Raw genomic sequence first — 13,177 nt, 5'->3', positions numbered from 1 at the left:
GGCGCACACGACGAAGGGCCCCGCACCTCTCGGTGCGGGGCCCCTCTGTTGCTCCAGGTGCTCCTGAGAGCAACCAGGTCAGCCGTTCAGGCCGTCAAGAAGCGGAACTTACTTGACGATCTTGGTGACCTGGCCGGCGCCGACGGTCCGGCCACCCTCACGGATGGCGAACTTCAGGCCCTCCTCCATGGCGACCGGCTGGATCAGCTGGACGGACATGGTGGTGTTGTCGCCCGGCATGACCATCTCGGTGCCCTCGGGGAGGGTCACGACGCCGGTCACGTCCGTGGTACGGAAGTAGAACTGCGGGCGGTAGTTGTTGAAGAACGGCGTGTGGCGGCCACCCTCGTCCTTGGAGAGGATGTAGGCCTGCGCCTCGAACTCGGTGTGCGGGGTGACCGAGCCCGGCTTGATGATGACCTGGCCGCGCTCGACGTCCTCGCGCTTGATGCCGCGGAGCAGCAGACCGACGTTCTCACCGGCCTGGCCCTCGTCGAGCAGCTTGCGGAACATCTCGATGCCGGTGACCGTGGTGGTGGTCTTCTCGGTCTTGATGCCGATGATGTCGACGGTCTCGTTGACCTTCAGGACACCGCGCTCGATACGACCGGTGACGACCGTGCCACGACCGGTGATCGTGAAGACGTCCTCGATCGGCATCAGGAACGGCTTGTCGACGTCGCGCTCCGGCTGCGGGATGGCCTCGTCGACGGCGTTCATGAGGTTCATGACCGACTCGGCCCACTCCGGGTCGCCCTCGAGCGCCTTCAGAGCGGAGACCTTGACGACCGGAACGTCGTCGCCCGGGAACTCGTACTCGGAGAGGAGCTCACGGACCTCGAGCTCGACGAGCTCCAGGATCTCCTCGTCGTCCACCATGTCGGCCTTGTTCAGGGCGACGACGATGTACGGAACGCCGACCTGGCGGGCCAGGAGCACGTGCTCCTTGGTCTGCGGCATCGGGCCGTCGGTGGCGGCGACCACGAGGATGGCGCCGTCCATCTGCGCCGCACCCGTGATCATGTTCTTGATGTAGTCCGCGTGACCCGGGCAGTCGACGTGCGCGTAGTGACGCGACTCCGTCTGGTACTCGACGTGCGCGATGGAGATGGTGATACCGCGCTGACGCTCCTCAGGAGCCTTGTCGATCTGGTCGAAGGCCGAAGCCTCGTTCAGGTCCGGGTACTTGTCGTGCAGCACCTTGGTAATGGCGGCCGTGAGGGTCGTCTTACCGTGGTCGATGTGACCGATGGTGCCGATGTTGACGTGCGGCTTAGTCCGCTCGAACTTCGCCTTCGCCACTGGGGTCCTCCTGTGGAGTGGTTCTGTACGCCTTACTCATCGGCGCCAGGTGATCTTTGCTGGGATGCCGGCCCCGGGGCGTTCCGTGCCTCCGCTCGCGCGGTCTGCGCCGAAACGCCCCGTGTATCCGGTGACAAGCCTAAAGCGTGAACTCGGTTGAGTTACTCGCCCTTGGCCTTCGCGATGATCTCCTCGGCGACGTTCCGCGGAACCTCGGCGTAGGAGTCGAACTGCATCGAGTAGCTTGCGCGACCCGAGGTCTTGCTGCGGAGGTCGCCGACGTAGCCGAACATCTCCGACAGCGGCACCAGGCCCTTGACGACGCGGGCACCGGCGCGCTCCTCCATGGCCTGGATCTGGCCACGGCGGGAGTTGATGTCACCGATGACATCGCCCATGTAGTCCTCGGGCGTGGTGACCTCAACGGCCATCATCGGCTCGAGGAGCACGGGGGACGCCTTGCGCGCGGCCTCCTTGAAGGCCTGCGAGCCGGCGATCTTGAAGGCGAGCTCGGAGGAGTCGACCTCGTGGTAGGCACCGTCGAGCAGGGTGATGCGCACGCCCGTCATCTCGTAGCCCGCGAGGATGCCGAACTGCATGGCCTCCTGGCAGCCGGCGTCCACGGAAGGAATGTATTCCTTCGGGATGCGGCCACCGGTGACCTTGTTGACGAACTCGTACGAGGCGTCGCCGCCCTCGATCGGCTCGATCGCGATCTGCACCTTGGCGAACTGACCGGTACCACCGGTCTGCTTCTTGTGGGTGTAGTCCACGCGCTCGACGGCCTTGCGGATCGTCTCACGGTACGCGACCTGCGGCTTGCCGACGTTGGCCTCGACCTTGAACTCGCGCTTCATGCGGTCGACGAGCACCTCGAGGTGAAGCTCGCCCATACCGCCGATGACGGTCTGGCCGGTCTCCTCGTTGGTGTGCACCTGGAAGGAGGGGTCCTCCTCCGCGAGACGCTGGATGGCGACACCCAGCTTCTCCTGGTCACCCTTGGACTTGGGCTCGATGGCGACCTCGATGACCGGCGCCGGGAAGTCCATGGACTCCAGGATCACCGGGGCCTTCTCGTCGCACAGCGTCTCACCGGTCGTGGTCTGCTTCAGACCCATGACGGCGATGATGTCGCCGGCGCCCACCGACTCGATCTCCTCACGCTTGTTCGCGTGCATGCGGTAGATCTTGCCGATGCGCTCCTTCTTGCCCTTGACGGAGTTCAGCACCGAGGTGCCGGACTCCAGGCGACCGGAGTAGATCCGGACGAAGGTGAGCTTGCCCAGGTGCGGGTCGCTCATGATCTTGAACGCCAGCGCCGACAGCGGCTCGTTGTCGGACGGCTTGCGCTTGACGACGGCCTCGGCGTCCTTGGGGTCCTGGCCCTCGATCGCCTCGATGTCGACCGGCGACGGCAGGTAGCGCACGACGGCGTCGAGCAGGGGCTGGACGCCCTTGTTCTTGAACGCGGTACCGCAGAACACCGGGGTGACCGTGGTGCCCGTGCCCTTGCCGGAGGCGATGGTGATACGACGGATCGCGGCGTACAGCTGCTCCTCGGTGGGCTCCTGGCCCTCCAGGTACAGCTCCATGATCTCTTCGTCGTTCTCCGCGACGGCCTCGACGAGCTTGTTGCGGTACTCCTCGGCGGCCTCGGCGTGGGTGTCCGGGATGTCGACGATGTCGTACATCTCGCCCTTGGCCGCCTCGGCGGACCAGACCAGGGCCTTCATGCGGACCAGGTCGACGACGCCCTTGAAGTCCGCCTCGGCACCGATCGGCAGCTGCATGACGAGCGGCTGCGCGCCCAGGCGGTCCGAGATCATGTCCACGCAGCGGTGGAACTCGGCGCCCGTACGGTCGAGCTTGTTCACGAAGCAGATACGCGGAACGCCGTAGCGGTCCGCCTGACGCCACACGGTCTCGGACTGCGGCTCCACACCGGCCACACCGTCGAACACGGTCACGGCGCCGTCGAGGACGCGGAGCGAACGCTCCACCTCGACGGTGAAGTCGACGTGACCGGGGGTGTCGATGATGTTGATGGTGTGATCGACGTCCTCGAGCGACCAGTGACAGGTCGTCGCGGCGGACGTGATCGTGATGCCGCGCTCCTGCTCCTGCTCCATCCAGTCCATCGTGGCAGCGCCGTCGTGGACCTCACCGATCTTGTACGAAACACCGGTGTAGAAGAGGATGCGCTCGGTGGTGGTCGTCTTGCCCGCGTCGATGTGGGCCATGATCCCGATGTTGCGGACCTTGGCCAGGTCAAGCGAAGTGGTAGCCATAAGGCTTCAGTCTTCTCTCGGTCTCGATGTGGGTGCGACTACCAGCGGTAGTGCGCGAAGGCCTTGTTGGACTCGGCCATCTTGTGCGTGTCCTCGCGCTTCTTGACCGAGGCGCCGAGGCCGTTCGAGGCGTCCAGCAGCTCGTTCATCAGGCGCTCGGTCATGGTCTTCTCACGACGGGCGCGCGAGTAGCCCACGAGCCAGCGGAGAGCGAGGGTGGAGGCGCGACCGGGCTTGACCTCGATCGGCACCTGGTAGGTGGCACCACCGACGCGGCGGGACTTCACCTCGAGGGCCGGCTTGACGTTCTCGAGGGCGCGCTTCAGCGTGATGACCGGGTCCTGGCCGGTCTTCTCGCGAAGACCCTCCATCGCGCCGTAGACGATGCGCTCGGCGGTGGAACGCTTGCCGTTGAGCAGAATCTTGTTGATGAGCGAGGTCACCAGAGGAGAACCGTAAACCGGGTCGATGATGACCGGGCGCTTCGGGGCGGGGCCCTTACGAGGCATTCTTACTTCTCCTTCTTGGCGCCGTAGCGGCTGCGGGCCTGCTTGCGGTTCTTGACACCCTGGGTGTCGAGCGAGCCGCGGATGATCTTGTAGCGAACACCCGGCAGGTCCTTCACACGGCCACCACGCACGAGCACGATGGAGTGCTCCTGCAGGTTGTGTCCCTCACCCGGAATGTAAGCCGTGACCTCGATCCCGGAGGTCAGACGCACACGCGCGACCTTGCGGAGGGCCGAGTTCGGCTTCTTCGGGGTGGTCGTGAACACACGCGTGCAGACGCCGCGGCGCTGAGGGGAACCCTCGAGTGCGGGCGTCTTGTTCTTCTCGACCTTGTCCTGCCGGCCCTTCCGGACCAGCTGCTGGATCGTAGGCACTACTTCTCCGGTTTCTGTGTGCCGTGTAGTGAAGCTAACCTGGAACACCGCCCGACCCACGCGGTCGGGTGTGTCGAATACTGCGCGCTTCCACCGGGGGGCGGAAACGGGCGCAGATTGCGGTGGCCGTCGACGACTCGCCGTGCGGTTGAGGACACGCACAGGAGCCCAGGCACACCCCAGGCACAAGGTCTGAGCGTACCTACCGTACGGACCTGGGTCAAAACAAATGCCCTCGCCCCGGACGGGCCGGCGCACCGGTCCCCGGACGGGCGGGCGGCGCGGGAACGGCGGCCCCCTCAACCACGGTCCCCGGGGTGGTCCCCGGGGGGCTCCGACGGCCGGTCGGCCGATCGGTCGGCCGGCCGGTCGGCGGGGTCCCGGCGGCGGGTGGTCAGGCGCGGGATGGTCGGGACCCTGGAGCCGCGGGACTTCGCGACCAGTCCGGGCGGCGCACCCCCGCTCCCCGTTCCGGCGCCGGCGCCGGCGCCGTCGCCGTTCGCGCCGCGGTGCCCGTCGCCGCCCTCCGGGACGGCGGGGGCGGGCCGGTCGGCGGGCGGGGGCGGGTCGGCGCGGCCCTCCGGGGCGGCGGGGTCCCGCGGGTCGGCGGGGTCCCGCGGGTCGGCGCGGTCGTGCCGGTCCGCCCCGCCGGTCCGCGGGGTACGGCCCTGCCGGCGCGTACGGCCGTCGCGGCCCTGGTCGGCCGGGTCCTGGCCTGCGGGGTCCTGACCCACGGGGTCCCGGTCGGCCGGGCCCCGGTCTGCGGGACCCCGGTCGTCAGCGCTCTGGCCGGTGGGATCCCCGCCGGCACGGCCCCGGTCGGCGGGGGCGCGGTCGGCGCCGCCCGGCTCGACCCGGCGCGCGGGGGCCGGCCGGTCCGCCGGGGGGCGCCGGGGGGCGGGGCGGCGCGTACGGTCGCGGGTGGCCGCCCCTTCGGCGTCGGGGCCGCCCGGGCCGCGGGCGTCGTCGCGGGGGAACGGGATGACCGCGGCCTGGCCCGGCGTGCGGCCGACCAGGCGCAGCCGCCGGGTCTGGGCTATGCGGCGGGCCTCCTCCAGCACGGGTTCGTACTGGTCGGCGGCGTCGCGCCAGCCGTTGGCGTACGCCTGGAACTCGCGGCGCGCCATCTCCTCGCGCAGCACGACCACGACGTCCCCGGGCAGGTGGGTCTCCAGGTAGCGCCCGAGGGTGGAGAGGAGGTCCGGGAGGCCGTCCGCCGGCTCGGGGAGCCCGGGGACGGGGCCCCGCGCCCGGGGTGGCCGCGCGTCGTCGCGCGGGGCGCGTGGCGGCCGGGAGCACTCCTCGCCCTCTCCCATGACCCGCTCTCTTTCCCAACCAGACGCTGTCGTTTCCGCCGGTGACACCACGATCGGCGGGGCGTTCGGCCTGCGTGGGGGCAACAGGCCACAACAGCTTACGAGAAAGAGCAGTTCAGCCCCGGCGGGCACTCTTCGCCTCGGTCTCCGCCGCGCCCTCGCGGCCGGCGCGCGCCGGCGGTCCCCCGGGGAGGAACTGCCCGGCGACGCGGATGAACATGTCCCGCTGGTCGGACGGGATGCCGAGGCCGGCCGCGGCCTCCTCCAGCGTGAGCCGGGGTGCGGGCGCCTCATCGGCGGCCGGGACGTCGTCCGGCAGGCCGGGCAGCGGCAGGTCGTCCTCGGTCAGCCGGCCGGACTTGATCAGCATGTCCCGCACCGGGACGCGGAGCACGTGGGCGAGCCGGCGCATGGTCTCCAGGTCCGGCGTGCTCTGGCCCTGGAGGAGCCGGGTGATGGCCGCCCGGTGGACGCCGGCCTCGTCGGCGAGCCGGGACTTCCCCCCGCCGCGGGGGCTGTCGATGTCGTATCCCTGCCGCCGGATCACCCCCTCGATCCAGGCGGTGAACTGTTCCAACTCACTGGCGGACATCGGCAGCACTCTCCCTCCGAGGCGGGCACCAGGCTATCGCGCTCGCACGCACGGAATTACCCGTTCCCCTGGCCCCAAACAGTGAAGATTGCCCCACAGAACGCTCACAGGCAGCCCCGATCCTAGTTGCGTGCACACTCGCAACATGTAAGTGTGCGAGCTCGCAACACTCGTGTCGCTCATTCGTTCGCACACGTACCAGGGGGCCCACCATGACCGCACCGTCCGCCGACACCGCTTCCGCCGCCACGACCGGAACCCCCGCCTGCGCCGGGCTGCCGCCCCACGTCGTGTTCGCCCGGCGGGCCGCCGACGCGGCACCGGCCCTGCGGGCCTGCGCCCGGTGCCCCGTGATCCGCCGGTGCGAGGAGGTCGTGGACCCGGCGCACACCTGGTTCGACGGCGTCAGCGCCGGGCGGCTGTGGCGCAACGGCCGGCCGGTCGACCTCGACCGGGGCCGGCGGCGCCGCGCCGGGAACCGCGGGGCCCGCGAGGGCCTGGCCGGAGCCCCGTCCCGCCCGGCCGCCTGAACCGTCCCGCACACCGCACCGGAGGGGAGCACCCCATGTCCGCCACCCAGTCCCCCGGCACCTCCCACACCCCCGACGCCTCCGCCGCCCCCGACGCCCTCGGGGCCGTGCGCGACGCCGCGCTGTGGACCGCCATGCTGATCCGCCAGTTCCCCGAACTGCTCACCGAGCTCGCCCCGGCCGCCGGCGCCGCCTCCCGGTCCGCCGACCGGACCTCCCCCGCCCCGGGCCCGGCGGAGCGCGCCGAGCGCGCGGCCCGCCTGCGCGCCGAGCGCGAGGAGGCGCTGCTCAACGAACAGCGGCACGGCCTGTCCGTCCCCGGTCACACCGCCGCCCCCATCCGCCTGCACGTGTCCGACGCGATCCGGGACATCACCGACGGCGTGAGCGAGCTGGAGGAGGCGGTGTACGACCGCCTCGGCCTCGGCCGGCCGCGCCGGGCCGACGTGCCCCGGCGGCTGGTCCGCCTCACCGGGCTGCTCGACCGCGTGGCCGCCGACGCGACCCTGGCCCGGCACGTACGGGACGAGGTGCGGCGCATGGCGCGGCGGTGCGCACGGGCGCTGGGCGAAGTGGAGACGATGGTGCGGCTGCCCGGGCGCTGCCCGTGCTGCGACTCGGTGTCGCTGCGGGCCTTCCCGGCGAGCCGGACCGTCGTGTGCGTCAACCCGGGGTGCCGCTGCGGGGTGCCGGGCTGCGACTGCGCGACCGACCCGGCCTTCCGGCACCTGTGGGCGGAGGACGCCTGGCAGGAGCTGGCACAGTCCGTCGGCGTGGGGCAGGCGGAGATCGCCGTCCGGATGGAGGAGCGGGCGCCGGCGGGCGCGTCCGTCCGGCAGGACGAGGAGGGGGCCCGATGACCCCCGCGCGCGTCCCCGTGGGCCCGGCGCTCGTCACCGGGCGGCTGGCCGCGCAGGAGGCCGGTGTCCTGCCCGCCACCATCCGCAAGTGGGTGCAGCTCGGACGGCTGGCACCGGCGGGGCGGCAGGGCCGCGCCCAGCTCTTCCGGCTGGAGGACGTGTTCGCGGCGGAACGCTCGGCGCGCCGCGGGGGCTGACGCCGCGAGGCGGGCCGCCCCACCACGAAGGACGGCTCCGCCGAACGGCCCGGCCAGGCGACTCCGCCAGGCGACCCGACCAGGCGACTCCGCCGAACGGCCCGGCCGGACGGCTCGGCCGGACGGCTCCACCGGACGACCCGGCCGGGCGACCCGACCAGGCGACTCCGCCGGACGACCCGGCCCGGCGACCCGACCAGGCGACCCGACCGGACGGCTCCACTGGACGACCCGGCCGGACCGCTCCGCCGGACAAGTCGACAGCACGACGCACGCACGCGCCGGGGCGGCCACTCCCGTACGAGGGGTGGCCGTCCCGGCGCGTCGGTGCGTCCGTCAGGCGCGCTCCGCCGGGTCGGGCCGGACGGGCAGGTGGCGGACGGGGGCGGGGGCCGGAGCGGGGTGCTCCCCGGTCAGCGCGGCCACGGCCTCCTGCCAGCCGATGGAGAAGCCGCGCGACTCGGCGTCGACGGTGAGGCGGGCACCGACCTTGGCGATGACGGCGCTGAGCGCGCGCCCCACCCCTCCGGTGTACGTCCCGGCCTCGGCGCTCTCCGCCGCCACCTCGACCGCGGCGGCCGCGACATCGGCCAGTCGCTCCTGCGGACTGATCGTCATCGGCCCTCACCGCCCGCGGTCCGCCCGCTCCTCGTGCTCGTCTCCACGCCCCACCACTCCTTCGCCCCGTTGGGTGTGTCCGTGCCTTCCGCGCCGCGCCTCGAAGACCCGCCCCGATGATTCGAATAGATGTTCGGATTAGGGAGCGTAGCGCAGACGGGCGATCGAGGACGGGTACGACGACGCCGGGGCGCACCGAAGTTGGTTGCGGGCGGCGGGCGCCCCGATCACACTTGGAGCAGCGGCAGAGCTGCGCCCTCGACCAGGGCGGCGGTCCTGCCGCTTCGTGTTTTCCGCACGTCAGCCGAACGCCTCTCGAAGGGAGCGTCCATGTGAGCCCTCTCGCCTTCCCCGACGTGGAACGACTCGTGGTCGACCACCTCAGGAACCGGCCGGAACTGACCGGGGTCGTGGTCGACAACCGGCCGCCCGCCGGCTTCGACGGCACCCAGAAGGCGGTCCTCGTCTCCCGCGTCGGCGGCGCCTGGGTGGACGACCTCCACCTCGACCGGCCGCTGCTCGACCTGGAGGTCTACGGGCCGGACAAGACGGCCGCCCACACGGTCGCCCTGGCCGCCCGCGCCGCACTGCTCGAAGCCGCCGGCACGGTGTACGGCGGCGCCGCCGTCACCGAGGTGGTCGAGGCGGACGGACCGCGCTGGCTGCCCGACTACAACCGGCCCGCCGGCAACCGCTACCTCTCCACGGTCCGGTTGTCGATCCGGCCCGCGTAGATCCCCTCCGCACCCCTCACGCGCGGTTCACCCGCGCCCCCGAACAGGCCCCGCCGCACCCGCGACGGGGCCTTCGCCGCGTCCGCGGCACCCCGCAACACCCTCACCACTCTCCGAAGGAGTCCCCATGCCCGCCAACAACGGCAACCAGATCCGCGTCGCCGGCACCGGCCGCATCCTCGTCGCCACCGCCGGCGCCACCGGCCCGGCCGCCCCGAAGCACACCGCCGACGAGTGGCCGACCGGCTGGACCGAGCTCGGCTACACCAGCACGGACGGCATCAAGTTCAACAAGAAGGACAAGATCGACCCGGTCGACACCTGGCAGTCGGTGAGCCCGGCGCGGTTCATCTACTCCGACCGCGACCTGACCGTGAAGTTCCAGCTCCTGCAGTTCAACAAGGACACGCTGCCGTTCTTCATGGGCGGCGGCACGGTCGGCGCGGTGACCGCCACCGGCGCGGTCGACACGTACACGTACGCGATGGGCGCCGAGCCGCAGAAGGACGAGCGCCAGCTGGGCATCGAGTTCAAGGACGGCGCGGACGTCACGTACCGCTTCATCATCCCGCGCGGCCAGGTGACCGAGACCGAGGAGATCTCGCTGACCCGCACGGGTGCGCTGAAGCTCGGCGTCACGTTCACCGCGCTGGCCGGCGAGGGCAGCTCCACGCTGGCGACCTGGATCATGAAGGACAAGTCGTACGCGTAAGGGCTCGGCGCCCCCGGCGCCCCGCCCCTCCCCCGCCGGTGTCCGGCGCGCGGCCCCTCGTGGTCGCGCGCCGGGCACCGGCGTCTTCGTCTCCCCCTGTTCCCTCCCGTTCCCCCTGTTCCCTCCCGCGCAAAGGAGCCCGCGCATGTCCTCCTTCAACGTCAACGCGGCCCGCGCCCAGCGCCTGGAAGCGCTCGGCCGGGCCTGGTCGTTCGAGCTCGACGACCAGACCTTCCAGCTCCCGACCGAGCTGTCCCGGGCCACCGCCCGCAAGCTGCGCGACCTCGACGACAACGACGTCGACGGGCTGCTGCGGCTCCTCCTGGGCGAGCAGCAGTACGCGCGCTTCGACCACCTGGAGGTCACGATGCAGGACGTCGCGGCGATCCTGGAGGCGTACGGCAAGGAGACGGGGCTCGGCCTGGGGGAAGGCTGAGCCTCGGCGTGCTCGTCGAGGAGCACGCCGAGGCCCTGGAGGCCGACCTGCTGCGCCACTACGGCGTGGACCTGCTCGACTGGCACCGCGGCCGGCTCTCCTCCCGCCGGCTCGCGGTGCTGGTCCGGCACATGCCCCGCGACAGCGCGCTCGCCCGCGCGGTGCACGGCGAGGCGGCGGAGTGGGCGGTGACGGACCACCTCCTGGCCGCCGCGGTGGACCACCTGGCCGAGGCCAACTGGATGTTCGCCACCGTCAACCAGGACGAGGACGCCGAGCCGCTGGAGTACCCGACCCCCGTACCGCGGCCGTCGGAGCCCACCGGGAGCGACGCCGACGCCGACGCGGACGAGAGCGGGAGCGACGGTCCCGGCCCCGAGGAGCTCGGCCGCTTCTTCGCGTGAACCGGCCGGAAGCCCACCGCGGCCCGGCGCCCTCCGCGGGTCACCGCTCGAACATCCCGACGGCCAGATAGGCGCCTCCGAGGATGCCGAGCACCAGTTGCACGAAGAGGTAGGTGCCGATGTTCACCCCCGCCCAGGGGACCGGGCGCCTCAGCTCGTACCGGGTGCGCGACCGCTCCGGGCGCCTGGGGTCGTAGACCACGGACACCGGCTGGCCCGGCTCGCGGATCGGCAGCGGATAGGGCTTCTGGGAGAAGTCGTAGTGCGATTCGCCCGCACTGTCGACATATCGATAGGCGCACACCCATCGCCCGTTCTTCCGATAGGCGTGGTCGCAGACGGCCTCCACGGGCACCCCCGTGCGGCGCAGGCGCAGATGCACGTGGAGCGAGGCCGCGGCCACGGGGCTCACGACCAGAGCAGGCGAGAGCAGCAGAAACCACGCGATCCACGGTCCGACGGACACGGTCCCTCCGGGAAGTAGCGGGCCGGGCTTGGCACCCTGCAATGGAAGTAGAGGAAAAATGTCGCAAACAGCAGCGAATGAACCCTTGATCGGCGCCCCGCCGTGGATCGATCCAAAAGAGGCGCTGCGCTACAAGGAGATGTACCGCGACCTCAGCCACAGCGTCAACGCCATCGCCACCAGCCTGACCGGGCTCAAGTTCGACATCACGGCCATCGCCCTCGGCCTCACCCTGGTGAAGGCGGATTTCACCCTCCTCAAGGTGGACGAGAAGGGGGTGACCCTCCGCGGCAAGCAGATCGCGACCTTCCGGTGGGCCGACCAGAAGAAGCACCTGGAGAACCGCATCGAACGCGCGGAGAGGAAGGGGGAGAAGGACCGCAAGAAACTGGCCGACGACGTCAAGGAACTGGAGAGGGTCAAGAAACTCGTCGCCGAGAAGAGCCAAGCGGCGAAGAACTCGAAGGACAAGACCTTCGTCTACGAGACCCGAGCCGAGCTGGGCAAGCTGATGAGAGACGCGGAGCGCATCGAGAAGCGCATCCGCGAAAAGGTTTCCAAGCTCAGCAGGTCGAATTCCTTGCAGGTCAAGCTGGACAGGATCAAGGAGAGCGAAAAGGAGGCGGAAAAGTCCCGCAAGAAGGTGGCTGAAGATGCCCGGAAGACCCGGGCGGAGATGAACGCGCTCCTGCGCGAGATGCGCTCGGTGCAAAGCGGCCTGCGCAGCTTCTCCAACGCCCTCTGATACGAAAGGTGGCACCCCCGTGTCATTGACGACCAAGCTCCGGAGCGCGGCTTCGGCGACCCAGCGGTTGTCGCAGGTCCTCGGGCAGAGCGGCCGCGCCGTCTCCGGCATGAAGACGGCCGCCGACCAGGGCACCGCCGCCGTGGCGAAACTGCGCGGCGGCGCCGACAAGGCCGGCTCCGCCGTCGGCAAGCTGCGCACCTCCGCCACCAACGGCAACAGCGCCCTGGGCCGGCTGCGGACCGGCCTCAACAACGCCAACACCTCGTTCGGCAAGGCCAAGGGCGGCACCGACAAGTTCAAGACCTCGCTCGACAAGCTCAAGGGCTCCGCCGACAAGGCCAAGAACGCCCTGCGCGACGTGAAGCGCCAGGCGGACGCCGTCGAGAAGTCGGTCGGGAAGGCCGGCAAGGGCGCCGACAAGACCGGCAGGACCATGGGCGGCGGGCTGTCCAAGGGCCTCAAGGGGGCGAGCCTCGCGCAGAAGGGCCTCAACCTGGCCATGGCGGCCAGCCCGTTCGGCCTGATCATGACGCTGCTGGCGCCGCTCATCGCCAAGTTCGTCAACGTCGACAAGATCGTGTCCGTGGTGACCAGGGGCTTCAAGTCGGGCATGAAGGCGATCCAGAACGCCGTGTCGACGGCGACCAGGGTCATCACCCCGATCCTCAAGGGCATCGGCAACGTGATGCTGGCCCCGTTCCGGGCCTTCGCCACCGCCGTCAACACCATCATCGGCGCCCTCAACGGCTTCAAGGTCTCGATCCCCGGCTGGGTCCCGGTCTTCGGCGGCAAGAGCTTCTCCATCAACCTGCCGAAGATCCCCATCCCCCACCTCGCCAAGGGCGGCATCGTCCAGCCCCGCAACGGCGGCACCCTCGCCCTCATCGGCGAGGCCGGCGAGCACGAGGCCGTCATCCCGCTCAGCAAGCTGGAACGCATGATCGGCCAGGGCGGCGGCCGCGCCCAGATCGCCCGGCTCGCCGAAGCGGTCGAGCGCCTCGCCGACCGGCCCGTGCACGTCCAGGTCGACGGCCAGACCATCGCCCGCGCCGTGATCGCCGGGCACCGGCAGCTCGCCCGCCGATAGCCAG

At 70.8% G+C, this 13,177-nt stretch carries 17 protein-coding genes; 9 read left to right on the top strand and 8 right to left on the bottom strand.

The window, feature by feature from the left end; all coding sequences use genetic code 11:
* Window positions 1-108: 108 nt before the first annotated feature.
* The 6 genes from tuf to AC07D6_RS06670 form a co-directional block, all read right to left on the bottom strand.
* Window positions 109-1,302 (bottom strand): elongation factor Tu, encoded by a 1,194-nt coding sequence (tuf, locus tag AC07D6_RS06695; RefSeq protein WP_010474158.1) that lies wholly within the window; start codon window positions 1,300-1,302, stop codon window positions 109-111.
* A 161-nt stretch (window positions 1,303-1,463) separates the two neighbouring features.
* Entirely contained in the window at window positions 1,464-3,590 is a 2,127-nt protein-coding gene (gene fusA, locus AC07D6_RS06690) for an elongation factor G (protein WP_315876816.1), read from the bottom strand.
* A gap of 38 nt (window positions 3,591-3,628) precedes the next feature.
* Window positions 3,629-4,099, bottom strand: coding sequence for a 30S ribosomal protein S7 (rpsG, locus tag AC07D6_RS06685; RefSeq protein ID WP_023587042.1), 471 nt, complete (start codon window positions 4,097-4,099; stop codon window positions 3,629-3,631).
* 2 nt (window positions 4,100-4,101) lie between these two features.
* A complete protein-coding gene (rpsL, locus tag AC07D6_RS06680; protein ID WP_003948652.1) occupies window positions 4,102-4,473 on the bottom strand; it encodes a 30S ribosomal protein S12 in 372 nt (123 codons plus the stop codon).
* A gap of 299 nt (window positions 4,474-4,772) precedes the next feature.
* On the bottom strand, window positions 4,773-5,789 hold the full coding sequence (locus tag AC07D6_RS06675) for a hypothetical protein (RefSeq protein WP_479042594.1): 1,017 nt from the start codon (window positions 5,787-5,789) through the stop codon (window positions 4,773-4,775).
* 115 nt (window positions 5,790-5,904) lie between these two features.
* Window positions 5,905-6,381, bottom strand: a complete 477-nt coding sequence (locus tag AC07D6_RS06670) for a helix-turn-helix transcriptional regulator (RefSeq protein ID WP_479042589.1) — start codon at window positions 6,379-6,381, stop codon at window positions 5,905-5,907.
* A gap of 212 nt (window positions 6,382-6,593) precedes the next feature.
* Here AC07D6_RS06670 and AC07D6_RS06665 point away from each other — a divergent pair, with 212 nt between their 5' ends.
* The 3 genes from AC07D6_RS06665 to AC07D6_RS06655 are packed head-to-tail and all read left to right on the top strand — an operon-like array spanning window position 6,594 to window position 7,968.
* Window positions 6,594-6,911, top strand: a complete 318-nt coding sequence (locus AC07D6_RS06665) for a WhiB family transcriptional regulator (protein WP_315876813.1) — start codon at window positions 6,594-6,596, stop codon at window positions 6,909-6,911.
* 35 nt (window positions 6,912-6,946) lie between these two features.
* A complete protein-coding gene (locus tag AC07D6_RS06660; protein WP_479042585.1) occupies window positions 6,947-7,771 on the top strand; it encodes a hypothetical protein in 825 nt (274 codons plus the stop codon).
* The gene (locus AC07D6_RS06655) at window positions 7,768-7,968 is read left to right on the top strand and encodes a MerR family transcriptional regulator (RefSeq protein ID WP_315876812.1); all 201 of its coding nucleotides are present in this window, start codon (window positions 7,768-7,770) and stop codon (window positions 7,966-7,968) included. Before AC07D6_RS06660 ends, AC07D6_RS06655 begins: the two co-directional genes overlap by 4 nt.
* Before the next feature lie 336 nt (window positions 7,969-8,304).
* On the opposite strand, the gene AC07D6_RS06650 is transcribed toward AC07D6_RS06655, so the two are convergent.
* Window positions 8,305-8,586: a hypothetical protein gene (locus AC07D6_RS06650; protein WP_315876811.1), complete on the bottom strand. Its 282-nt coding sequence runs from the start codon at window positions 8,584-8,586 to the stop codon at window positions 8,305-8,307.
* 332 nt (window positions 8,587-8,918) lie between these two features.
* Between AC07D6_RS06650 and AC07D6_RS06645 the strand changes: the two genes are divergently transcribed.
* The 4 genes from AC07D6_RS06645 (at window position 8,919) to AC07D6_RS06630 (ending at window position 10,872) form a co-directional block, all read left to right on the top strand.
* The gene (locus AC07D6_RS06645) at window positions 8,919-9,320 is read left to right on the top strand and encodes a hypothetical protein (RefSeq protein ID WP_315876810.1); all 402 of its coding nucleotides are present in this window, start codon (window positions 8,919-8,921) and stop codon (window positions 9,318-9,320) included.
* A gap of 127 nt (window positions 9,321-9,447) precedes the next feature.
* The gene (locus tag AC07D6_RS06640) at window positions 9,448-10,032 is read left to right on the top strand and encodes a phage tail tube protein (RefSeq protein ID WP_315876809.1); all 585 of its coding nucleotides are present in this window, start codon (window positions 9,448-9,450) and stop codon (window positions 10,030-10,032) included.
* A 145-nt stretch (window positions 10,033-10,177) separates the two neighbouring features.
* A complete protein-coding gene (locus AC07D6_RS06635) occupies window positions 10,178-10,468 on the top strand; it encodes a hypothetical protein (RefSeq protein ID WP_315876808.1) in 291 nt (96 codons plus the stop codon).
* 65 nt (window positions 10,469-10,533) lie between these two features.
* Window positions 10,534-10,872, top strand: coding sequence for a hypothetical protein (locus tag AC07D6_RS06630; protein ID WP_479042965.1), 339 nt, complete (start codon window positions 10,534-10,536; stop codon window positions 10,870-10,872).
* Window positions 10,873-10,912: 40 nt separating this feature from the next.
* Here the strand turns inward: AC07D6_RS06630 and AC07D6_RS06625 are convergent, their stop codons facing one another.
* A complete protein-coding gene (locus AC07D6_RS06625) occupies window positions 10,913-11,338 on the bottom strand; it encodes a hypothetical protein (protein ID WP_479042581.1) in 426 nt (141 codons plus the stop codon).
* 58 nt (window positions 11,339-11,396) lie between these two features.
* On the opposite strand from AC07D6_RS06625, the gene AC07D6_RS06620 reads away from it, so the two are divergent.
* Window positions 11,397-12,083, top strand: coding sequence for a hypothetical protein (locus AC07D6_RS06620; protein ID WP_479042580.1), 687 nt, complete (start codon window positions 11,397-11,399; stop codon window positions 12,081-12,083).
* Between the two features lie 19 nt (window positions 12,084-12,102).
* A complete protein-coding gene (locus AC07D6_RS06615; protein ID WP_479042578.1) occupies window positions 12,103-13,173 on the top strand; it encodes a hypothetical protein in 1,071 nt (356 codons plus the stop codon).
* The last annotated feature ends 4 nt before the right edge of the window (window positions 13,174-13,177 follow it).

This window comes from Streptomyces sp. NPDC045287, assembly GCF_056432325.1.
Note: the sequence above shows the minus strand (reverse complement) of the source record. Positions and strands in the feature narration are given on the sequence as shown.